At 60.8% G+C, this 23,406-nt stretch carries 15 protein-coding genes; 13 read left to right on the forward strand and 2 right to left on the reverse strand.

Features of this window, described 5'->3' with window-relative positions:
* Nucleotides 1-34: 34 nt before the first annotated feature.
* Entirely contained in the window at nt 35-1,084 is a 1,050-nt protein-coding gene (locus ACTJKE_RS22725; RefSeq protein ID WP_058327527.1) for a POTRA domain-containing protein, read from the forward strand.
* 28 nt (nt 1,085-1,112) lie between these two features.
* On the opposite strand, the gene ACTJKE_RS22730 is transcribed toward ACTJKE_RS22725, so the two are convergent.
* The gene (locus tag ACTJKE_RS22730; RefSeq protein ID WP_058327526.1) at nt 1,113-1,415 is read right to left on the reverse strand and encodes a hypothetical protein; all 303 of its coding nucleotides are present in this window, start codon (nt 1,413-1,415) and stop codon (nt 1,113-1,115) included.
* Nucleotides 1,416-2,125: 710 nt separating this feature from the next.
* Here ACTJKE_RS22730 and ACTJKE_RS22735 point away from each other — a divergent pair.
* Genes ACTJKE_RS22735 through ACTJKE_RS22750 form a run of 4 tightly spaced genes read left to right on the forward strand, consistent with a single transcriptional unit; the run spans nt 2,126 to nt 13,155 of the window.
* Nucleotides 2,126-2,971, forward strand: coding sequence for a glycosyltransferase family 2 protein (locus tag ACTJKE_RS22735; RefSeq protein WP_245296116.1), 846 nt, complete (start codon nt 2,126-2,128; stop codon nt 2,969-2,971).
* Between the two features lie 8 nt (nt 2,972-2,979).
* Nucleotides 2,980-5,151: a glycosyltransferase family 2 protein gene (locus ACTJKE_RS22740; RefSeq protein ID WP_440692525.1), complete on the forward strand. Its 2,172-nt coding sequence runs from the start codon at nt 2,980-2,982 to the stop codon at nt 5,149-5,151.
* Nucleotides 5,117-5,983 carry a polysaccharide deacetylase family protein gene (locus ACTJKE_RS22745; RefSeq protein ID WP_197423457.1) on the forward strand — a complete coding sequence of 289 codons (867 nt, stop codon included), beginning with the start codon at nt 5,117-5,119 and terminating at the stop codon, nt 5,981-5,983. The genes ACTJKE_RS22740 and ACTJKE_RS22745 overlap by 35 nt, the downstream gene beginning before the upstream one ends.
* Complete coding sequence (locus ACTJKE_RS22750; protein ID WP_440692551.1) at nt 5,983-13,155, forward strand: tetratricopeptide repeat protein; 7,173 nt, start codon at nt 5,983-5,985, stop codon at nt 13,153-13,155. Before ACTJKE_RS22745 ends, ACTJKE_RS22750 begins: the two co-directional genes overlap by 1 nt.
* Nucleotides 13,156-13,244: 89 nt before the next feature.
* Here ACTJKE_RS22750 and ACTJKE_RS22755 read toward each other — a convergent pair whose 3' ends face one another.
* On the reverse strand, nt 13,245-14,282 hold the full coding sequence (locus ACTJKE_RS22755; protein WP_440692527.1) for a LacI family DNA-binding transcriptional regulator: 1,038 nt from the start codon (nt 14,280-14,282) through the stop codon (nt 13,245-13,247).
* Nucleotides 14,283-14,555: 273 nt separating this feature from the next.
* On the opposite strand from ACTJKE_RS22755, the gene ACTJKE_RS22760 reads away from it, so the two are divergent.
* The 8 genes from ACTJKE_RS22760 (at nt 14,556) to ACTJKE_RS22795 (ending at nt 23,322) form a co-directional block, all read left to right on the forward strand.
* On the forward strand, nt 14,556-15,890 hold the full coding sequence (locus ACTJKE_RS22760) for an ABC transporter substrate-binding protein (RefSeq protein WP_440660981.1): 1,335 nt from the start codon (nt 14,556-14,558) through the stop codon (nt 15,888-15,890).
* A gap of 209 nt (nt 15,891-16,099) precedes the next feature.
* Nucleotides 16,100-17,047 carry a carbohydrate ABC transporter permease gene (locus tag ACTJKE_RS22765; RefSeq protein ID WP_057249298.1) on the forward strand — a complete coding sequence of 316 codons (948 nt, stop codon included), beginning with the start codon at nt 16,100-16,102 and terminating at the stop codon, nt 17,045-17,047.
* On the forward strand, nt 17,044-17,982 hold the full coding sequence (locus ACTJKE_RS22770) for a carbohydrate ABC transporter permease (protein ID WP_058327521.1): 939 nt from the start codon (nt 17,044-17,046) through the stop codon (nt 17,980-17,982). Before ACTJKE_RS22765 ends, ACTJKE_RS22770 begins: the two co-directional genes overlap by 4 nt.
* Nucleotides 17,979-18,167, forward strand: a complete 189-nt coding sequence (locus tag ACTJKE_RS22775; RefSeq protein ID WP_057249296.1) for a hypothetical protein — start codon at nt 17,979-17,981, stop codon at nt 18,165-18,167. The genes ACTJKE_RS22770 and ACTJKE_RS22775 overlap by 4 nt, the downstream gene beginning before the upstream one ends.
* Before the next feature lie 4 nt (nt 18,168-18,171).
* The gene (locus tag ACTJKE_RS22780; RefSeq protein ID WP_440692529.1) at nt 18,172-19,269 is read left to right on the forward strand and encodes an ABC transporter ATP-binding protein; all 1,098 of its coding nucleotides are present in this window, start codon (nt 18,172-18,174) and stop codon (nt 19,267-19,269) included.
* Nucleotides 19,262-20,257 carry an ABC transporter ATP-binding protein gene (locus ACTJKE_RS22785; RefSeq protein ID WP_058327519.1) on the forward strand — a complete coding sequence of 332 codons (996 nt, stop codon included), beginning with the start codon at nt 19,262-19,264 and terminating at the stop codon, nt 20,255-20,257. Before ACTJKE_RS22780 ends, ACTJKE_RS22785 begins: the two co-directional genes overlap by 8 nt.
* Before the next feature lie 10 nt (nt 20,258-20,267).
* Nucleotides 20,268-21,887: a dihydroxyacetone kinase subunit DhaK gene (locus ACTJKE_RS22790; RefSeq protein WP_058327518.1), complete on the forward strand. Its 1,620-nt coding sequence runs from the start codon at nt 20,268-20,270 to the stop codon at nt 21,885-21,887.
* Between the two features lie 385 nt (nt 21,888-22,272).
* The gene (locus tag ACTJKE_RS22795; RefSeq protein ID WP_113513902.1) at nt 22,273-23,322 is read left to right on the forward strand and encodes a LacI family DNA-binding transcriptional regulator; all 1,050 of its coding nucleotides are present in this window, start codon (nt 22,273-22,275) and stop codon (nt 23,320-23,322) included.
* Nucleotides 23,323-23,406: the final 84 nt, after the last annotated feature.

Below are 23,406 nucleotides of genomic sequence, written 5' to 3' on the forward strand. Positions count from 1 at the left end.
CAGCACACTGGCAGGTTATGCTTGGAGCCAGCAAATGCCGCATCGATCGCAAAACCGAATATTAACGGCGAAACAGAAGCTCAAAAAGATGAACTGGCGCGTCACAAGGTTCCTTACCGCTGGCGCCGTCTGGATGTTTGCGGTCTTACCGGCGTCAGCCCAATCGGTGGTGCTCGACACGCAGGAAATTTCCTTACCGTATCTCGCGCGGGCACTTGAGCAGGCTTACCAATTGCCGCTTCTGTTAGGCGCCGGCGCTTCGCCGGCCGAACGAAAGGAGGCGCTCGCGACCGAAAAGGCCCGGCTCAAGGGCGTGATCGCCGGCTTTGGCTATTTGGACGCGGATGTCTTCGAGGAGGATCAGAAAGGGCAAATAGTTCTCCACCCCAAGCTTGGTGATCTCTACAGGGTGACGTCCGTCGAACTCAAGGGCATTCGTCCATCGGAACTGGACCGTGAGGTCCTCGATCGGCTCGCCGCGATCATTGATGAGTTTGTCGGGCAGCCCGCGACGACATTCGTCGTTGATACGTTCACTCGGCGTATCCTCCAAATCGTCACCGCCCAAGATTTCGCGCACGCACGGCGACGGGCAACGGATTGGGTCCGTAAGGGCGAGGGTGTCGCGACTGCTGTCATTGATCTCGACTTGGGCCCCCGCAACCGTTTCGGTGAGGTTCGGTTTAGTGGCGCTCTTCGCATGCAATCCGAACTCCAGCGCCTCGTTCCCTTTCGTTCCGGCGACCGCTACAGCGCCGCAGCTGTTGAACAGCTACGTCACAATATTGAGGCCCTTAGTACTGTGAAGTCTGTAAGGATTGCCATGGGTAAAGACGAAGACGGAATGGTCCCGATCGATGTCAGAATCCGCGAAGCGCCTGCAAATCTCGAGACGTTGCGCCATTCGAACCCGCTCGACGTTGGAAGTGGCCTCGCCGCGATCGCAGGTCTATTTTTTGTTCAGATGGGAGCACAGACTGGCTTGCCGCGATCCCGGTTGCGCCCACTAATATGGTGCACAGGTGGCTGCCTATTGATATTTGCAGCGTTGGCGGCTCTCAGGCTCGTTAGCTTCTTAGCTTGACGCCGGCATGGGTTAGGCTGGACGTGTGCTATTGCTCGCCTTTGGGCGTCGGAATAAGGGTTCCGACAATCAGTGGGCCGTTGACCGGCTGGCGTTGACTGGCGGCATCGCTGAGAACAGCGTCAATCTCTTCCTTAAGCGCCTGGCCTTTGGCGACGAGCGCCGCCTCGGCCTGGATTAAGGTAGCGTTATCCGCGCTCGCGGTTGTTGCGATGGAACGTCGCAATTCCCTCAAGTCCGCAATTAGAGCGTTCCACTCTTCCATGAGCTTCATCCACCGCTTAACTGGGTCCGTTGTCGGTGCCTTGGCGATATGTTCTTCCGACTGCATCAGCCTCGCTTACCTTTGTTTGCACGGTAATCTGCATCATGCCACGCGCTGCAAGATACGCGATTCCCGCTTGATAAGCCATCGGTCTTGCAACCTTAGTGGGTTGCAACCCTCCGTTATCCCTCATAATTAGGCAAATTCAATCGGTTAGATTCGACTGAGCTCAGCTTTGCGAGGCGCTATGTTGTGCTTCTACGGCACACAAACCAGCATATCCGAAGGCGAGCTGTTCTTTAACTGACGCGACGACGAGGCGCTCTGGTCACGACAACGTGTGTGGATAGCAGTCAGCCATATGCGCTCACAGTGTGGCTCCGCTCGTCATGGATCTCCGGCGAATTCTTTCATTTAAGGGGTTGCTGATATTAAGGTTTATGTATTGAAATTCGGAAAATATCTTATATTCCAGAGAAAAATAAAGGGTATAAATATAACGACACCGGAGAAATTGCGTCCGTGAGAGAATTTGTTTCCTAAATTTTTTTGTGAACGGAACTATTCCATCCGTTATACTGTGACATATTTCTGCAATAAAACGGTACCGTCGAGCCTATCTTGGAATAAACCAAGGAAAATAACGGTTTCTGCTATAAAATGCTCTTTTTCAAGAAATTCACGCGGTAGTTTACAAAGTTAGAATATTGTAATAAAACTGAATATGTACAAGTAATACACACTTTTCTCTTCCGCGGCCATCTGCATGACCGGGGATGAACGCTTATTGTTTTCAATTTTCTTTTTTTGGTTGGAGGATTTTGAATAAGATGGGTGAGCATTTTCACAATTCGTTAAGAGCAGCCCTCCGCCCGTCCACCATGGACAGGGCCATCGTTGTCCCAAGGGTCAGTGTCATCGTCCCTACAGTAAATGAGGCAAAAAACCTACCGCATGTCCTGCCACGCATACCCGCCTGGATAGACGAGGTCATCCTTGTCGACGGAAGCTCTACCGACGGAACCGTCGCCGTTGCGCGCGAACTTATGCCCGATATCGTCGTAATAGAGCAGCCGCGCCTTGGAAAAGGGGTGGCGCTTGCTGCTGGTTTCGCCGCGGCCCGCGGAGACATCCTCATCACCCTTGACGCGGATGGTTCCGCTGACCCGGAAGAGATGACTGGTTTTGTGGGTGCATTGCTTGCAGGCGCCGATTTTGTAAAGGGTTCGCGGTTTCTCCAAGGCGGCGATACGCGTGACATGGAGTGGTACCGACGTCTTGGAAACTGGGGTCTGCTGCAATTGGTGCGTCTGCGCTTCGGCGGCCGCTATAGCGATCTTTGCTACGGTTACAACGCCTTCTGGCGTGACGTTTTACCCCATTTGCGGGTCGAGTCCGCGACCGGTTTCGAGATCGAAACGCAAATGAATATCCGCGCACTCCAAGCAGGCCTCGCCATAGCGGAGCTTCCGAGCCGGGAATATGCGCGGATTCACGGCGTCAGCAATCTACGCACGATCCCCGATGGCTGGCGCGTCCTGAAGACAATTGCTCGGCTGGGCCTCAGTCAACGCAGTCGCGCCGGTGCCATGGTCAGAAACCGTACGCAGCGGGCAGGTTGAGGCCTGCCATGTCTTCGATTGCGGTTGTGATCTGCGCTTACTGCGATGAGCGCCGCCTACAACTGGGCGACGCTATTAACTCGGTATTGAAACAAGCGCGCAAACCTGATCGGCTCGTCGTCGTCATCGACCACAACGACGACCTGCTGCGGGAGATGCGGACCTCTTACCCCGGTGTCGAGGTGATCGCCAATGACGGGGCGCGAGGCCTCTCGGGTGCGCGAAACACCGGCGTGCGTGCCGCCGCGCCCTGCGATATCGTTGCGTTTCTTGACGACGACGCTGTCGCCGAAGCCGACTGGCTGCAACGGCTCACGCTGCACTTTGTGGATCCAAACATTATCGGCGTCGGTGGCAAGGTGCTGCCACTTTGGCCAGATCAGCGACCGCGCTGGTTTCCAGAAGAATTCCAGTGGGTGGTCGGCTGCAGTTACAAGGGCCTGCCGAACAGGCTGAGCCCGGTTCGCAATCCGATTGGCTGCAACATGTCGTTCCGACGGACGGTCTTCGATGCCGTGGGCGGCTTTCGCGAAGGTCTCGGTCGCAGTGGCCAGGATGCCGCCGGGTGCGAGGAAACAGAGCTTTGCATTCGCGCCCGCCGGCACTTCCCGGCAGCAGTCATTCTCTACGATCCGCTAGCCGTGGTTCATCACCACGTTACCAGAGAACGGACGCGGTGGGCCTACTTCCGCAGACGATGCCAGGCTGAGGGACGCTCGAAAAGTGCTGTGGTCGAAACCGCAGGGGCGGGCGACAAGCTTGGTGCCGAGCGTGCCTATGTTACCCGCACCTTGCCGGCTGGCGTCTTTCGCGGCTTAATGGATATGGTGACGCGACTTGACCCTTCGGGGCCGATGCGTGCGTTCACAATCGTCGCGGGGCTTATTTTTACCACGGCAGCCTATCTTGCCGCAAAATTCTCCAGACACTCAAGTCCTTTCCGCCCAATCAAGATCGTAGACATAGACCATACCAAGCCACTTCCGGCGATCGACCTTACCAGGCCGAGCGGCGATGTGCCCTATGGCGGCGTTTTCTGTTTGATCCGCTCTGGCGCGCAGCCGCTCGCACTCGTCGAGTTGCAGCATTCTGGCCCCGTGATTGCGCCTGCAGACTTGCTCGCGGAGATCGGCTCCGTGCGCTCCTTGCCTTCAGTCAACTCCAACCGCGCGCCTGCGCGTGAAAGAGTGGCGGTGGTGATTGCAACGCGTGATCGCGCAGAGAGCCTGGATCGCTGCCTCGCCTCGCTGTTTGATCAGACCCGCGCCCCCGATGAGGTGCACGTTGTCGACAACGCTCCGGCCTCGGCGGCGACATTGGATCTGATTTCGACACATTACCGCGGACGGGTGCACTATGTGCTCGAGCCAACCCCGGGGCTCGGACGGGCACACAATACTGGCCTGCGCTACGTGTCCAGCGACATCGTTCTCTTTACCGATGATGACGTCGTGCTCGACAGACATTGGGTCGAAGCGATGGCAGCGCCGATGGAGGAGGATAAGGCTGTCGGTTGCGTGACCGGTTTGATCCTGCCAGCCGAACTCGAAACTCGGGCGCAGGTCTGGACGGAGCGGCATGGCGGCTTCGGGAAGGGGCTGCAACGTCGAGTTTACGATTTGGAGGCGAACCGTCCCAAAAGCATGCTCTTTCCCTTCACCGCTGGTCAATTCGGTTCAGGTGCCAACATGGCGTTCCGGGCAAGTGCGTTGCGCCGGGTTGGCGGCTTCGATGCAGCACTGGGTGCTGGAACGCTGGCGCGTGGCGGCGATGACCTTGCTGCCTTCTTCGCCATCGTTAGCGGCGGCTTTAGACTGGTCTACCAGCCTCAGGGCATTATCTGGCACTACCACCGCCGCGGCGAAGACGGCATGCGTCGGCAAGCCTTTTGTTATGGCATGGGGCTTGGTGCCTACCTGACGAAGATCGTTGTCGACGAACCACGTCGGGCTATTCGGCTCGCTGCGGCATTTCCAGCAGGTATCTTACACATGGCCGGGCCGACATCGCAGAAAACCGCGCGGCTACCGAGCGATTACCCGATACGACTCGTCTGGATGGAGCGCCTTGGCATCCTTGCAGGTGTGCCAGGCTATTTGCGCAGCCTAGCAAAACGTCGGCGCGACGATCGACCGCGTAATGGCATTGGCGAAAGACGACCGGCAGAAAGAGAGGTTTGACATGCAAGCTATCCCGATCCTGGTCTATCACAGCGTCGGCCGCACTTGCGGCCCGGCCTATCGACGCTGGCTGGTGACCGAGCGGGAGTTGGACGCACATCTCCAGGCCCTGACGCAGCGCGGCTACCGCTCAATGACGGTTCGCGACCTTGCGCTATTGCGTTGCGGCGGACAACCGATCCCTCCGCGCACCTGCGTCATTACCTTCGACGATGGACTTCGCGACTTTGCCGAAGCCGCAATGCCAGTTCTGGTCGACCGGAAGTTTGCCGCCACACTCTATGTCGCCACCGGTTTCGTGGGGGCGACCGCTCGATGGCTTGCGGATCTCGATGAAGGCAATCGCCCAATGCTCAACTGGACCGCGCTGCGTGACCTGCACGACGCTGGGATCGAGATCGGCGCGCACTCTGTAACTCATCCCGAACTTGACACACTGTCCTTTGCAAAGGCTACCAGCGAGCTTCGCGACAGCAAGAGGGCCCTGGAAGACGGGTTGGGCGCGGCAGTCACCACATTCGCATACCCTCACGGCTACGCGTCCCGCGCAACGCGCAGGATTGCAAAAGATGCTGGATACCTCGCCGCCTGCCGTGTTCGTCACGCGCTCAGCGACGAGACGGAAAATCTCTTCGCTCTTTCTCGCATTGTTGTCACCAGTGAAGTGACGCCAGACGCGCTCTTGGATATGATCGAGACGCCGCAGCTTCCCGTCGCACCACCAGCCGATCGGCTGATTGCCACCGGTTGGCGCGCAGCAAGACGCCTGCGCGCCTTGCACCGCTCGGTGTTTCCAAGGCGCCAAGTGGCCGGAGCAGAAAGTGGGGCGTGATGAGTTCCTCGGGCTGGATCGGACTTGTCGCTGTCGCTGTCGGTGTCCTGTGGGCCGGGTCGGCGTCTGCCGCCGCGCCGGAAACCTCAGCGATCGACCCTCTATCCCAACACGATCGGCCTGAAGGAGGGCAACAGCTTGTCTTCCAACCCAACCTAGGCCGGGCACTGGCGCAACTGGCTGACCTCTACATTGCACGCAAGGTCGATGCCGCGACCGTGGATCGTCTGCTCGGCGAGTATGAAGGCATGCTGCGCAATGCCGGGCCGGATGCGATTGTCGCGGTATCGCAGCCGAGAGGCTCGGGTGAGGTTGTTAACGAAGCGCCCGATGGCGCCCGCGTGCTTACTCTTTACGAACGTGCGGCGGCCTACGGCTATCGGGGCGCGCTGTTTGGTCTCGGTGATCTCTACAGTCGTGGCGAACTCGTCCCTCGCAATCCCGAAAAGGCATTTGCCGCTTATGCCGAGGCGGCAAATCAGGGGATCCCCGCGGCGCAGTTGCGGATGGCGGAATTGATGATCCGGGGTGAGGGCACGAAACGCGATGTGACGGCAGGCGAGGCGAGCCTGCGCGTGCTCGGTCAATCCGAAAATCCCAGCGTGCTGGAGCTAGTAGCTGAGCTTTGCCTTTCCGGACGCATACCGGAACAGACCGATATCGCGGTTTCGGCGCTGCGCAAGGCGGCAGATATGGGTTCCGCAAGGGCGCACTTCAGGCTCGGCGAACTCTACTACGCCGGAACAGTCCTGGTTTCGGACTATTCCGCCGCGCTTGTTCATTACCGTCTGGCTGCGGGACACGGAAATGTGGATGCAAAAGTTCGGATTGCCGAAATGCAGGCGCGCGGTCAAGGCATGGCCCGCGACGTGACGAAGGCGGTGCGCGAATTGCAGGCTCTGGCCGATCTCGGCTCGCCGATTGCCGACCTCTCCCTTGGAAGTCTCTATCTGAAAGGCGATGTCGTGCTGGCTGACCCGGTTCGTGCGGCAAAATACTTCCGTCAGGCCGCCGCCCGTGGCAGCGGGACGGCGCTGATGCAGCTTGGAGACCTCTATGCGGATGAGGGGGCGGTGACTGGCGACTATGGTCCAGCCGTTCAAAGCTATCAACAGGCCGCAGCGAACGGCAATCCAGGCGCGAGAGTACGGCTTGCGGAAATGAAGGCGCGAGGGCGCGGAATGCCGAGGGATCTTGCCGCGGCGACGACGGAACTTATGACGCTTGCAAGTGCAGGGGAGGCCGGTGCCTCTTTGGCGCTTGGCGATCTCTATGGCGAAGGGCGCGCGTTAGCCATCGAGCCCGCCAAGGCTCTGATCTACTATCGACAGGCCGCCGCTCAGGGCAGTGTCACGGCGTTGCTCCGGCTCGGGGAATTCCATTCGCAAGGCGAGTTATCCCGACCCGAGTACGGACGTGCGTTGGAATACTATCGTGCCGCAATCGCTAGGGGCAGCGTCAGTGCAAAGGTCCGGTTGGCAGAAATGACGGCCATGGGCCGAGGCGTGCAGCAGGATGTCGTCGCCGCCAAAGCCGAACTGGAAAACCTTGCAGCCCGCGGCGAGGGGGAGGCATCCCTTCTTTTGGGTGATTTCTACGCCCGTGGGGATGTCATGCCAGCCGATCCTGCCCAAGCCTGGCTCCACTATCGACGTGCTGTCGATCAGGGAAGCGTCGCTGCGCTGACACGGCTTGGCGATCTCTACGCTGGCAACGGTAGGGCTAAGCCAGACTATACCCTCGCGCAGGACTACTATCGGCGCGCCGTCAGCAGAGGAAGCGTGAGCGCCCAGGTGCGGCTCGCAGAAATGGAGGCTCACGGGCAGGGGGTCGTTCGCAACGTATCGACGGCGACGCGAATTTTGACGTCGCTTGCCGAACGGAGTGAACCGGCTGCCGCCCTTAGCTTGGGTGATCTCTATTACTCCGGAGAAGTCACCCGAGCGGATCCGGCACGCGCAACCGGATATTACCAGCACGCTGCCGCGCTTGGAAGCATAACGGCCTTGCTTCGACTGGGCGATCTCTACCTTACCCAGGGCGCACTAACGGGCGACTATAGGGCCGCAAGAGTAAGCTATGAGCAGGCAGCGGCGAGGGGAAACGTCGGTGCGAAGGTGCGGCTCGCGGAAATGAAGGCGAGAGGACGCGGCACAACGCAGGACGTTGCAGCCGCGAAGGCAGAGTTGGATTCTCTCGCGTCGGCCGGGGACGCGGGCGCTTCGCTATCGCTCGGCAATCTGTATAGTGACGGACAGGCTCTGGCAGCCGAGCCAGCTCAGGCCCTCCTCTACTATCAGCAGGCAGTTGCACAGGGCAGTGTCACGGCGCTTCTTCGCCTTGGCGACCTTTATTCCGACGGTGAACGGACCGCCGCCGATTACGCGCGCGCCATCGAGTTCTATCGCAAGGCCGCAGATGCAGGAAACGTCAACGCAAAGATACGGATGGCGGAGATGAAGTCGCGGGGGCGCGGCATCAACCAGGACATCGCCGCCGCGAAAGCCGGACTCGAGCAGCTCGCAGCAGCGGGCGAGGCAGATGCCTCACTGGCTCTCGGCGACCTCTATGGTAGGGGCGAAGTTGTCGCGTTCGATCCTGAGAAAGCTCTCAGCCAGTATCGGCGGGCTGCCGATGGGGGCAGCGTGACCGCCTTGTTGCGGCTCGGCGACTTTTATTCACAAGGCCAACCGACGATGCTCGACTACGGGCTTGCGCAGGACTTTTACCGTCAAGCGGTCGGCCGGGGGAATGTGAGCGCCAAGATCCGGCTCGCCGAAATGCAAGCACGCGGGCAAGGTATTGCGCGGGACGTATCCGCCGCGACCCGGGAACTGACCGAGCTCGCGCAGCGGGGTGAGACGGCTGCCGCGCTGGCGTTGGGCGACCTCTATGGCAGGGGAGAAGCCGTACCGGTCAATCCGACGCAGGGTTTGCAATATTATCGCCAGGCGGCCACGCAAGGCAGCATGACTGCGTATTTGCGGCTTGGCGACCTCTATTCCGCCGGCACCACATCGGCGACGGATTACGCGGCAGCGCTAGACCACTACCGCCGCGCTGCTGAACGAGGGAATTTGGTGGCGAAGGTTCGGCTCGCCGAAATGAAGGCGCGCGGCCAGGGTATGGCGCCGGATGTCGCGTCGGCGACAAGCGAATTGACCGCCCTGGCAAAAGGAGGAGAAAAAGCCGCAGCGATTGCGCTTGGCGAACTCTACAGCAATGGACAGGTCGTGCCTGCCGACCCAACCCTTGCTGCCGGCTATTATCGCCGCGCCGGAGAGCTTGGTAGCGTTGAGGCAAGGGTGCGGCTTGCGGAGATGGAGGCAAGAGGGCTGGGCGTCCAGCAAGACGTGACGGCTGCCACCGCCGATCTGGCGGCGCTTGCCAAGGGAGGGGAGGCCAGCGCGTCCCTCGCCCTTGGTGATCTCTATGCCGAAGGAAAGGTCGTACCCCAAGATCCATCGGCCGCCGTCAACTACTATAGGCAGGCGATCTCGCAGGGAAGCGCCACCGCACATCTTCGCTTGGCCAATCTTTACTCTGCTGGCGGTCTTTTGGCGACGAACTACGCCGGAGCATTCGACCAATATCGCCAGGCGGCAGAGCGTGGCAGCAACGAGGCAAAGATCCGGATGGCTGAAATGACGGCGCGGGGCCAGGGGACTGCCCGCGACGTAGCAACGGCAACGCGTGAATTGATTGCGCTCGCCGACAGGGGAGAGACCGCCGCTGCGATCTCGCTTGGGGACCTTTATGGCGCGGGAGACGTGGTCCCAGCCGATCCGGTGAGAGCGCTGCATTACTACCGGCAGGCCGCCCAGAACGGCAGCATTACCGCGTTGCTGAGACTGGGGAGCTATTACTCCGAAAGCGGGTCGCCAGTGGCGGACTTTGCTCTGGCGCAAAACTATTATCGGCAGGCTACCAGTCGGGGGAACACGGAGGCCGCAGTCCGGCTCGCCGAAATGAAGGCTCGGGGACAGGGCATGGCGCGGGATGTGGCATCGGCCACACAAGAATTGGCTGCCCTGGCCGAAAAGGGAGAGACGGTAGCCGCGCTTTCTCTCGGTGAGCTCTATCGCCAGGGGGAGGTTGTGCAAGCCGACCCTGGGCGCACGGTCGAGTACTATAGCCAGGCGGCCGAACGCGGCAGCGTGACGGCGATGATACGTCTCGGCGAGTTTTACTCCAAGAGCCAGACGGCCATGACTGACTACGCTCGCGCGCAAAACTTCTACCGTCAGGCGGCAAGCCAGGGTAGCGTTGAGGCGAAGGTCCGGCTTGCGGAAATGAAAGCCCGGGGCCTTGGCGTTCCGCAGGACCTCGCGCCGGCCCAGGCCGAGCTTAAAAGCCTTGCTGCATCTGGCAGACAGGAGGCTTCACTGGCATTGGGTGATCTTTATAGTGACGGAAAAGTAGTCCCGGCTGATCCCGCGCAAGCAGTGCAATATTTCCGGCAAGCCGCGTCGCAAGGCAGCACCACGGCGAATGTTCGATTGGGCGACCTCTATTACGCGGGCAAGGGGGTGAGGACGGACTTTGCGGCCGCCTTCGATCACTATCGCCGCGCGGCAGAGCGGGGCAATTTGGAGGCCAAGGTTCGGCTTGCGGAAATGCGGGCGCAGGGCAAGGGCATCCCCCAGGACCTCTCCGCTGCCAAGACCGAGCTGGAAAACCTTGCCGCGCGCGGCGGGGCCGAGGCGTCGCTTGCCGTCGGCGATCTTTATAGCAAGGGCGAGGCGGTGCCGGCCGATCGCGCCCGCGCGGCGGACTATTATCGACAGGCCGCCGCGCAAGGCAATGTCGCCGCATTGCTGCGGCTTGGGGATTTCTATTCGCAAAGCGAGGCGGCCACGACCGACTTTCCGCTGGCCCAAAGCTACTACCGCCGGGCGGCAGAACAGGGCAACGTCGAGGCGAAGATACGGCTTGCAGAGATGCAGGCCCGAGGCCAAGGTGGAGAGCAGAACATGGAGGCCGCCAGTGCCGAATTGGCGGCGCTTGCCGACAGAGGCGAAGCCAGCGCTGCACTCGCCCTTGGCGATCTCTATGGACGTGCAGGCGTGATGCCCAATGATCCGATCCGGGCCGCCCACTACTACGAACAAGCCGCAAAACAAGGGAGTTTGACGGCGCTCCTGCGGCTCGGCGACGTTTATCGAGGTCGCGAACCAGGCAAGGCCTTCGCCGCCTTTAGCGCAGCGGCCAAGCAGGGTAGTCTAGACGGCAGCCTGCGTGTTGCGGAGCTGACGATCCGTGGCGAAGGAACGTTACGCGATGTCCCGCAAGGCGTTGCGACGATGCGATCGCTCGCCGAAAGTGACAATCCGAACGTACTGGAAGCGCTTGCCGACCTCTGCTTGTCCGGTCGCGTGCCCATGCAGCCGGAACTCGGCATCACAACCTTGGAGCGCGCTGCGCGCCTCGGCTCGGTGCCGGCGCATGTACGGCTCGGCGATCTCTACGCCGCCGGGGATGCCGTGACGGTCAACTATGCTCTCGCACTAGAGCACTATCGCCAGGCGGCCGATCAAGGCAGCCTGGAGGCGAAGGTGCGGCTCGCTGAAATGAAGGCACTCGGCCGGGGCATGGCTCCCGACGCGGGAAGCGCCACCGGCGAACTGGCGATGCTTGCCGCCCAAGGTGAAGCGGGCGCGGCCTACTCTTTGGGTGACCTTTACGCCAAGGGCCAAACGGTGCCAGTTGATCCGCTGCGGGCTCGGCAATATTACCAGCAAGCCGCAGATCAAGGCAGCGTGAGGGCCATGTTGAGGCTTGGTGACGGCTATCGGTCGGACGATCCAGCTAAGGCGTTTGCGGCCTATAGCACCGCAGCAGATCAAGGCAACCTGGAAGGCCACCTACGTGTCGCCGAACTGACAATCAGGGGTGAGGGGACAGAACCAAATGTGAATGCCGGCATGGCGGAGCTTCGTGCACTCGGAGCAAGCGAGAGCCCGGATCTCCTGGTCACACTCGCCGAACTCTACCTCTCCGGACGTATCCCATTGCAGCCAGCGCCTGCCGTCGCGGCGCTTGAGAAGGCGGCGCATTTGGGATCCGTCCGGGCGCATCTACGGCTGGGCGACCTTTATTCCGAGGGAGATGATGTAAAGGCGGACTACAGCGCTGCGCTTGAGCACTATCGCCAGGCAGCCGAGCAGGGCGATGTGGACGCCAAAATACGCCTTGCCGAGATGGAAGCACGCGGCCAGGGCATAAAGAAGGACGTCGCTTCGGCGGTCAATGTGCTTTCATCGCTGGCGGCCGAGGGCTCAGCTTCCGCCCTGCTCTCCCTCGGTGACATTTACGGCGGGGGGCAAGTTACTGCGCAAGATCCGAAGCTGGCTGTGAAACATTATAAGGCCGCAGCGGAGCAGGGTAGCGTTTCAGCGATGCTCAGACTCGGTGATGCCTACAACAACGGACGTCTTGTCCCGCGCAATACGAAGGAGGCCGAAAGGTACTACCAGATGGCCTTCGAAACGGGGAACCCGGGTGCCAATGTGGCGCTCGGCCGCTTCAAGGCGTTGACAAAGACACGCAAGAATGCAGCTGCGGGAATGGCCTTGCTCCAACGCTCCGCAGACGAGAAAGTGGTCGGAGCATCATCGGTTGTCGCCGAGGCCCTATTTTACGGTCAAGGCATCACGCGCAGCAGCAAGAAGGCTCTCGCCGTCCTGCAGAAAGCTGCCAAGGAGGGTGATCGGATTGCCGCAATCGATTTGATCGAAGCCTATCGTGATGGCAAGCGCGATGGCCGCACACAACTCGTGAAAAGGGACAACGCGAAAGCGAAGTCGGTCTTGCTCGCGTCGGCCGACCTGCTCTCGGGCCCCGAAAAAAGCATTCAAACCTTTCTGTTGGATGCCTCGACGGCAAAAGCCAGCGCGTTTGCGGCGCTCAGCAACAGGTTTAAGTCCCTGACACAACCGGAACGCCAAAGGGTCGTGCGTGATTTGGCAAGGACCAACCCTCGACTGTTTGCCTACCTGATAGAAGCACAATTGCGCCAAAACGGTGTGCGCGTCGGGCCGGTTGACGGACGGCTTAACGTGGCCGCCCAAAGGGCAATGGCCCGGCAATGCCGCACGCTTCTTCCGGCGCGCCAATGCAATCAAGGTCTCTCGACGCCGCGGGTCGTTGAGACGCTTGCCCAGATGTTCTGAAGCAATCTCGCGATCGCGGGACGCCCGTCTTCCCGTGCGACCCTGATCGCCACTGCCTGTATAGACCGGCTGTGGCTGCCAACGGCACTCTAGGGGCCCTGAAACTGAAGATTTTCCTTGAGCAGGATCTCGATGCGAATCCTCTCCTGCGAAGCCAGCAGCTCGCGATGATCTGCGCGGGCGCGCATGATGCGCAGTGCGCTTCTGACCGCATGGCCGGGGTCCTGGGCGATCAGGGCATCAATGCGTTCGTCCATCAACGCCCGCTCGCTGAACGGCGTGCGCTCGTGAGCAACGACGGTGAGCTGACGCGAGCCCTGCGCATTCCAGACCGCCGTTAACGGCGCTCGCGCCTCGGAACTCAGCACATAGACGGCAAGCGTATCGGGGTTATGTTGCAACGTCCTGTTGATGATCAATTCGGCGCGTTTCTCGTCGGCATAGGTTTCGAGCGAAGGCAGACACTGGAGATGCGGAAACTGCGCATTGATGATGCTGTCGAAGCCGAGACGGCGCTGGATGCTGTCGAGTGCCATCATGGTTTCCGCCACGACCATGATCTTGCCGGGCTGGTTGCCGATGAAGCGGCCTGCGATCTTGCCGGCCGTGGCGCCGGCCGCGAAGTTGTCGATGCCGACATAGTCGGCCCTTTCCAGCCGTTCCTGGCCTGACAGGAACTGCACGACCCTCACGTCTCGTTCCACGAGCCGCACGAGCGCATCGCGCACCTGTGGCGATTCCGGTGCCATCACCGCGACGCCATCGACAATTTCGTGATCGATGAGGCTCAGATACTTGGCGACGTGGTGCGGGTCTGCCATCGGGATCTGCACGGCCTCGACCTCGGTGGAATCGGCGCGCAGCGCGTCGCGTGCCTCGGTGACGCGCCCAATCAGTTCGCTCAGATACTGGTCGCCGGAGACGGGAAGGACGAAGCGAAACCGGTAGGTCTTGTTGCGCGCAAGTGCTACCGCCGCCGGGTTCCTGACGAAGCCGATGCGCTCGATGGCGTCGTTGACCTTGCGGAAAGCCTTCTTGCTGACATTCGGCCGGTCGTTCAGCACGCGGTCGACGGTGGCCAGGCTCACGCCGGCTGCCTCTGCCAGATCTTTCGCGGTAGGGCGCATGCAATCGCTTCTCTTTGCTCTCGATCCTTCAGGGCGATTCCTCCAACAAAAGCAATCGAAAAGCAAGAATTGATGTGCGCACCTCAAAATTTGCTTGCATTGAGGTGCGCACCTCAATAAAAATAGTGCTGTGGCCGGCAGAGGAGTGCGTGAGGCCACGGAGCGATGCGAGGGAGGCCTGCCCACGAAGAAACGTCGCTTTGCGCCCGCTATTCGCCACAGGCGTTTTCAGCTTCCGATGGAGGTCGGGAGGAAGGGGAGGAGGCCCCAGCTATGGAACTTCGTCATTTCAAATCATTGGCCGCATTGGGTGCCCTGCTGGCGGCAAGTGTCGCAAACACCGGCAACGCAAGTGCAGCCGAGCTGACGCTCTGCTGGGCGGCATGGGATCCGGCAAATGCCCTGGTCGAACTCAGCAAAGATTTCGAGGCCAAGAGCGGCATCAAGATGAAATATGAGTTCGTGCCATGGCCGAACTTCGCCGACCGCATGCTGAACGAGCTGAACTCCGGCGGCAAGCTGTGCGACCTGATGATCGGCGACAGCCAGTGGATCGGCGGTGCGGCTGAAAACGGCCAGTACGTCAAGCTCAACGATTTCTTCGACAAGGAAGGGATCAAGATGAGCGACTTCATCCCCGCAACCGTCGTCGGCTATGCCGAGTGGCCGAAGAACTCACCAAACTACTGGGCGCTGCCGGCATTCGGCGACGTCGTCGGCTGGAGCTACCGCAAGGACTGGTTCGCCCGCCCCGAACTGCAGGCGGAATTCAAGAGCAAGTACGGCCGCGACCTTGCCGTGCCGAAGACCTTTGCCGAACTCAAGGACATCGCCGAATTCTTCCAGAAACGCGAGATCGACGGAAAGACGGTCTATGGTGCTGCGATCTACACCGAGCGCGGATCAGAAGGCATCACCATGGGTGCGATGGACGTGCTCTACAGCTTCGGCTTCGAGTATCAAAACCCCGACAAGCCCTACGAGCTCGAGGGATACGTGAATTCCGCCAAGGCGGTGAAGGGGCTGGAGTTCTATAAGGCGCTCTACGACTGCTGCACGCCGCCTGGGCATTCCGACGCCTACATGTCCGAGGACATCGACGCCTACAAGTCAGGCCAGGTTGCCCTTCACATGAACTTCGCCTTTACCTGGCCCGGCATCAATGCCGATGCCAATGTGGGCGGCGACAAGTCGGGCTATTTCCCGAACCCGGCCGGTCCCGATGGCGTTGCCTTCGCGCAGCTCGGCGGCCAGGGCATCTCCGTAGTCTCAGCGTCCGAGAAGCAGGACGATGCCCTCGCCTACATCAAGTGGTTCGCCCAGCCGGAAATCCAACAGAAGTGGTGGCAGATGGGCGGCTATTCGGCGCTGCGCAAAGTCGTCGAAGATCCTGGCTTTGCAACCAGTCAGCCCTATGCCCAGACCTTCCTCGACTCCATGGCGATCGTGAAGGACTTCTGGGCTGAGCCCTCCTATGCCTCGCTGCTTCAGGCGACGCAGAAGCGCTTCCACGACTATGTGGTCGCCGGCCAGGGGTCTGCGCAGGATGCACTCGACGGTCTTACCAAGGACTGGACGCAGATCTTCGACGACGAAGGCAAGTACTGACCGCCATCAGGCCATGGCTGTGCACCTCCCAGCGCGCCATGGCGCGACACGGAGCCGGGGAATTTCCCCGGTTCTGTCGCCGCCTTCTGCATGGTTCCTTCGATCGTGGTCGATTGAAGGACGAAAACATGCAGCAATTCAAAGTGCTGCAGCGGCCTTTGCGCCTCGATTGAGACGCGCGGCGCGGCAGTCAAATGAGGGAACTACCCATGCTGAAATCAACAGTGGACCGGGTCGCCGGAGCGACACCGCATGCCCTTGCCAAACGGGTCCGAGGTCTCTCGGATCGGTCGCTGGCCTGGCTGTTCGTTGCCCCGTCCATCGTCCTGCTTCTCGCGGTCAATATCTTTCCGCTGATCTGGACGGTCCGACTGAGCTTTACGAATTTTCGCGTCAACAGGCCGAATGCCGAGGTCCAGTTCATCGGGCTCAAGAACTACCTGAGCATCCTGTCCGACAAGGACATCTGGCTGACCATGCAGGCGACGGCCCATTTCCTGATCTGGACCATCGTCCTTCAGGTGCTCATCGGCTTTTCCCTTGCCTACCTGATCAACAAGAAGTTCCGCGGCAACGATCTGTGGACCACGATCATCGTTCTGCCGATGATGCTGAGCCCGGCGGTGGTCGGCAATTTCTGGACCTTCCTCTACCAGCCGCAGATCGGTCTCTTCAACTACGCAGTCGGTTTCCTGACAGGGGCTGATCCCTCGAGTTTCTCGATGATCGGCGATGTGTCGCTTGCCCCTTGGGCAATCATCATCGTCGACACCTGGATGTGGACGCCCTTCGTGATGCTGATCTGCCTTGCGGGCCTTCGCTCCATTCCGAGCAGCATCTATGAGGCCGCCGAATGCGACCGCGCCAGCAAATGGCGGCAATTCTGGACGATCACCATTCCGCTCGTACTGCCGTTCCTGATGCTCGCCGTGCTCTTTCGCGGCATCGAGAACTTCAAGATGTTCGATCTCGTCGTGCAGCTGACGGGCGGTGGACCGGGATCGATCACCGAACTCACCTCGATCAACCTGAAGCGTGAAGCTTTCGAGAAGTGGCGCACCGGCTACGCATCCGCCTACGCCGTCATCCTCTTCGTCACCGTCTTCGGCCTGGCGTCGATCTACGTCAAAGCCCTGAACAAGGTCAAACAACGATGAGCTATTCCGTTACCGAGCCGTCGCAACGGCAAAAGTGGTTCGCCGGGATCCTGGTCGTTGGCTACGCGCTGATCACGATCCTACCGCTTGTCTGGATCATCGCGACGAGCTTCAAGTCGCCGGCCGACGCGATCGCCTATCCGCCCAAGACCTTCTTTACGCCGACGGTGGAAGGCTATGTCAACGTCTTCACGACGCGCACCCGGCTCACCGAGGAGCAGTTGAAGGCGGTCGGCGAGCCGCAGACCTGGTATGACCGGCTGGTTCGCAAGGATGGCCTCGTCATCTCCGGTCCGTCGCGCTTTGCCGAGCGCTTCACCAATTCGGTGATCATCGGCTTCGGCTCGACCGTGCTCTGCATCGTGCTCGGCACGGCCGCCGCCTACGCCTTCTCGCGCTTCAAGGTACCGCTGAAGGATGATCTGCTGTTCTTCATTCTATCGACGCGCATGATGCCGCCGATCGCCGTCGCCATCCCGATCTTCCTGATGTTCCGGTCATTGGGCTTGAACGACACCCATGCGGGCATGATCCTGCTCTACACGGCGGTCAACCTGTCGCTGTCGGTCTGGCTGCTGAAGGGCTTCATCGACGAGATACCTGTCGAATATGAGGAGGCGGCGCTCATCGATGGCTACACCCGGTTCCAGGCTTTCTACAAGGTGGTGTTGCCGCAGGCGGCGACGGGCATCGCCTCAACCGCGATCTTCTGCCTGATCTTTGCCTGGAACGAATACGCCTTCGCGGTGCTTTTGACATCGGGCAACGCCCAGACGGCGCCTCCCTTCATTCCAACCATCATCGGCGTCAGCGGTCAGGACTGGCCGGCTGTTGCCGCCGGGGCGACCCTGTTCCTCGTGCCGGTCATGGTCTTCACCATTCTTCTGCGCAAACACCTACTGCGCGGCATCACTTTCGGAGCCGTACGCAAATGACACGATTTTTCAATGGATTGCTGCACTTGCGCCGCGGTGCCTGGGAAATGCTGGCATCGGCCCTGATCGCAGCGGGCGTCTTCATGCTCATGCAGCCCTTCGCTCTCGCGCTCTATTCCTGGTCCTTCGTCATAACCTTGCTGGGTACGGTGATGTTCATCATCGTCAGCCATTTTCCGGAGTAAGCCGATGGCGCAGATCAGAATTCAGAATGTGCGCAAGGAGTTCGGCGCCTTCACCGCGGTGCGCTCCTCGAGCTTCACCATTGAGGATGGCGAGTTTTTCATGCTGCTCGGGCCCTCCGGCTGCGGCAAGACGACGACCTTGCGCATGATGGCAGGCCTGGAACTGCCGACGAGCGGCGAGATCTTCATTGATGGTGAAGAGGTCGGGATGAAGCCGGCCAGCAAGCGCGACATCGCCTTCGTCTTCCAGATGTTTGCGCTCTATCCGCATATGAATGTGCGCAAGAACATCTCCTATCCGCTGGTCAGCCAGGGCTTGCGCGGCGAGGAAGTCAGGTCACGCGTCGCCGAAGTCGCCCGCATTCTCAAGATCGAGACCATTCTCGACAAGCCCGTCGGCGGCCTTTCGGGCGGCGACCGCCAGCGCGTCGCGCTCGGGCGTGCCATCGTGCGTCGCCCCAAGGCCTTCTTCATGGACGAACCCCTCGGCGCACTCGATGCCGAGTTCCGTGAGCACATGGCCGAGGAACTGCGGGCACTGCACGACCGCATGGGTGCGACCACCGTCTATGTGACCCATGACCAACTCGAAGCGATGCAAATGGGCGACAAGATCGTCGTCATGAACCATGGGGTCGTCGAACAGTTCGGTAAGCCGCAGCAGATCTACGACTGGCCCGCCACGAAATTCGTAGCCCAGTTCATTGGTTCTCCTCCGATGAACTTCCTGGAATTCGAGGGGATGATCGGCGTGGGCGGCGGCGCTATCGATCTCGGCGGCATAGAGGTCAAGGTGCCGACCTCGCGGGAAGGACGCGCCGGAAGGCTGACGCTTGGCGTCCGGCCGGAACATGTGAAATTTGTCAGTGACGGCGCCTATCGGGGCCGCGTGAGCGCTGTCGAATATCTCGGGACCACCCAGATCGTGACGCTCGCAACGAGCCACGGCCACCTGAAGGCACGCATTTCATCGGGCCACCGGGTTCAGGAAGGCGAGCAGATCGGCCTCGAATTCGATGCGAGAACGCTTTCGGTTTTCGATGCGGAATCCGGCAAGGTGCTGTTATCCGACGGCAATCAAGGAGTGCTGAGACATGGCTGAAGTCGTCTTGGAAAACGTGACGAAGACGTTTGCTGGTACGGTTGCTCTCGATAATGTCTCACTGACGGTTCCGGACGGTTCTTTCGTCGTGCTGCTCGGGCCGACCGGTGCTGGAAAGACGACGACACTGAGAATGGTCTCCGGCTTGGACACCCCCGATCGCGGCGAGGTCTATATCGACGGAGAACCAGTGAAAGGGCTGGCGCCTGCCGAACGCAACGTAGCCATGGTCTTTCAACAATACTCGCTCTACCCACACCTCACGGTTCGTCAGAATCTGGAGTTCCCGCTGAAATCTCCGCTGCTGAAGACGCCAAGGGAAGAGATCGACCGGAAGGTGAGGGAGGTTGCCGAGGTTCTCCAGATCACGCACAAGCTCGACAACAAGGCAACGGCATTGTCAGGTGGAGAGATGCAGCGCGTTTCCATCGGTCGTGCTCTTGTCCGAGACCCGCAGATATTCCTCATGGACGAGCCGTTGAGTTCGCTCGACGCCAAGCTCAGGGCCGATCTTCGCATCGAGCTCAAGCGCATCCAGGCAAGGTCGGGCGCAACGCTGCTCTACGTCACTCACGACCAGATCGAGGCGATGACGATGGCGACCCATGTCGGGGTGCTGAATGAGGGCAAGCTCGTTCAGTTCGGCTCGCCGCGCGAGGTGTATGAGCAGCCCGTCAGCGTCTATGCGGCGACGCGGCTGGGACAGCCACGGATCAATGTGCTTCCGGCCGACATTTTTGCCGGCGCCCCCTTAGGCGCGGCAAGCATCGGGCTAAGACCGGAGCACATCCAGCAGGGTGCGGGGGAGGATGCTCTGGTCAAGCGCGTCGAGCACTTGGGCGACCAGACGCGTCTGCATCTGACCTTCAGGAAACACGATCTCATCACCGTCACGGACGCCCACACGCCGCTCCGTGGCGGTGAAACAATCAAGATTCAACCTTTAAAGCCGCTCTACTTCGATGCGGCAGGCATGCGTTTGGCTTAAGGAGCTCGATATGGCGCAATTCATCAATAAGCGGGAAGATGTCGTGACAGAAGCGATCGACGGTGTTCTGGCCCTGTCCGGCGGCGCGCTGACCCGCCTTGACGGCTATCCGCACATCCGGGTCGTGTTGCGCAGCGACTGGGATAAATCGAAGGTCGCGGTCGTCTCAGGCGGCGGCTCGGGTCATGAGCCCGCTCATGTCGGCTTCGTCGGACGGGGAATGCTGACGGCTGCGGTCTGTGGCGATGTCTTTGCTTCGCCGAGCGTCGACGCGGTTCTTGCCGGTATTCTCGCCGTGACCGGTCCGGCCGGATGCCTGCTCGTCGTCAAGAACTATACCGGCGATCGGCTGAATTTCGGTCTTGCGGCAGAGCGCGCCCGCGCCTTCGGGCTGAAGGTCAGCATGGTGATCGTCGGCGACGACATCGCTCTACCCGACCTGCCGCAGGCGCGCGGCGTTGCCGGCACTCTGTTCGTGCACAAGATCGCCGGCGCGCTCGCCGAACGCGGGGCGGACCTCGAGACGGTAACGGCGGCGGCCAAACGGGTGATCGCGGGCACGCGCAGCATCGGCATGTCGCTGGACACCTGCCGGGTACCGGGTTCGCCAAAGGAAGCGCGGATACCTTTGGGCAAGGCGGAGCTCGGCCTCGGCATCCATGGTGAGGCCGGTGTCGAACAGATCGATTTTGCGGGCGCCCGCTCGGCGGTGGCGACCATGGCTGAGCGTCTAGCAGCCGTCATGGGGGAAGGCGCCCATGTCGCGCTGATCAACAATCTGGGCGGCACCTCGGTTCTCGAAATGTCGGTGCTCGCCCACGACCTCATCAATTTGCCTCTCGGCAAAAGGATCACTCACACGATTGGTCCAGCGCCGCTGATGACATCGCTCGACATGCAAGGCTTCTCGGTCTCGGTTTTTGCCGCAGACCAGGCGGAACTTGAGCTCTTGAAGGCACCAGTGGCGATCGCCGCCTGGCCGGGTGTCTCGGAGGTCCGACCGATCGCCGTCAGCGCGTTGCCGGATGGCTTGACTCCGATCACGCCGATGGCATCCGACCATGGGGCAACGCGTGCATTCCTGATCGACTGCTGCAAGGTGTTGATCGCCGCCGAGCAGGATCTCAATGCGCTCGACGCGAAGTCCGGCGATGGCGATACGGGCTCGACGCTGGCGGGAGCCGCTCGCGCCCTGATCAACGCGATCGATCGGCTGCCATTATCCGATCACACCCAGCTTTTGCGTGCGATCGGCCAGGAGCTAAGCCAGACTATGGGCGGTTCCTCCGGCGTGCTGCTTGCCATTTTCTTCGCAGCCGCCGGCGACGGAGCATCAAGCGGTCTACCGATGCGCGAGGCGCTTCGAACCGGGCTTGCGCGCATGCAGGAGATCGGCGGCGCCAAGATCGGCGACCGAACGATGATCGATGCTCTGTCTCCCGCGCTCGATGCGCTCGGCGACAGCGTGGTCGCGGCAGCGGCTGCCGCACGAACGGGGGCGAACTTCACCTCCACCTTGACGCGTGCCAAGGCCGGTCGCGCGGCCTATATCAATGCAAAGCAGCTTGAGGGCCATGTCGACCCCGGTGCCGAGGCCGTCGCCCGGCTGTTCGAGCACCTGGCCGCCTAGGCTGTCGTGCCGCTCATGAGACGCCGCCGAGCCTAGCGTTCGGCGGCGTAGGGGATTTGCCTCCCGTCTATGTCTGATCGAAAGCACGCCACATCTCGCCGATGGTTCGTAAGACGCCGCCAGGACATCAAGGGCATCGAGCATTCCCAATGTCCGTCAGAGGCTGCAAAGGCACAGCCGCGACTTCCGCTTTGACAGTGCGCGAAGGGACGAATGGCAATTTCGAGCCAGGATCGACATTTCCGCACCGTCGTTGGCGGTCTAGTAGCAAAGATCGGGATATTTTCTCCTGCATATTGCCAAAGTATCTTTCGTCATGGTAACGTTCCCACAGAGATCAGGCGATGCCTTGAGAGGCATTGCTTGAGCTTTGGGAGGAAGCTTCATGAACAACACGACGGGTCGAAGGGCGACCATTATCGACGTTGCCAAACGCGCAGGCGTTTCGAAGAGCACCGTCGCGCGTGTTCTCGCCGGCTCCGCCAACATTTCCGAGGAAGCGCGCGACCGCGTATTGAAGGCGGTTGCTGCCACCGGTTACGAGCCCAATCAGCTTGCCGTCGGAATGCGTTCGGGTCGCAGCGGCCTGCTCGGCATCGTCATTCCTGATATCACCAACCCGTTCTGGGCCGAAGTTGCCCGCGGAGCGCAGGATCGGGCGGCGAAGGATGACATTTCGCTTCTGATCTTCTCGTCGGATTGGGATGCGCACAAGGAGGCGACCCACCTGCGCGCCCTGCGCCGGGCGCGTGTTGACGGGGCGATCATCAATCCCGTTGCGGATAATTTCGACGACCTCGACCGTTTTGGCATGCCTTTCATCTTCATCGGCTCCAGCGCCGAGCGTTTCCCCGATACGTTGAGCGTCGGATCCGACATCGCTCAGGCGGTGCGGCTCGGCATGGATATTCTTGTCGAGCGCGGACACCCGGCGCCGGCCTTGATGCTCGGGCCGAGGTCTCGTCTCGCGCGCGCCCGCTTCCTGCGCTCGGTCCACGAGCACTGCATCGCCCGCGATGTCGATCCCGAAGTCCTGATGGTCGAAGAGTCCGACTATACGGTCGAGGGCGGTCGCAGCGCGATGGCCCGCCTGCTTGCGAAGCAGTGGAGAGGAAACCGCGCCGTGTTCGTCGCCAACGACCTGATGGCGCTTGGGGCCATGATAGCCGTTCGCGAGGCGGGGCTGAGATGCCCTGAGGACATCTCGATCCTGGGCTTCGACGGCATTCCGGCAGGGGCCTTTTCCTGGCCGGGCCTGACGACCATCGAAAAGCCCGGCCGGCAGATCGGCATTCGTGCGGTCGAATGCCTGATCGATCAGATTGCTGGTGGGCGCCAGCGCGAGCGGATTTATCTGCCGTGCCGATTGGTGGAGCGCGGCTCGCTTGCCGACGTTTCAGCCTCGGCACCCGTGCGTGTTGCGGCAGGGAGGTAAGCAATGGCGGTAAGCAACGAACTTGCGATGAACGCGACTATGCCACGAAATGGGAACGTTCCCAAAGCTCGCCACCGGAGCCTC

Origin of the sequence: Ensifer sp. 22521 (assembly GCF_052044795.1) — a bacterium.
Taxonomy (GTDB): Bacteria; Pseudomonadota; Alphaproteobacteria; order Rhizobiales; family Rhizobiaceae; genus Ensifer.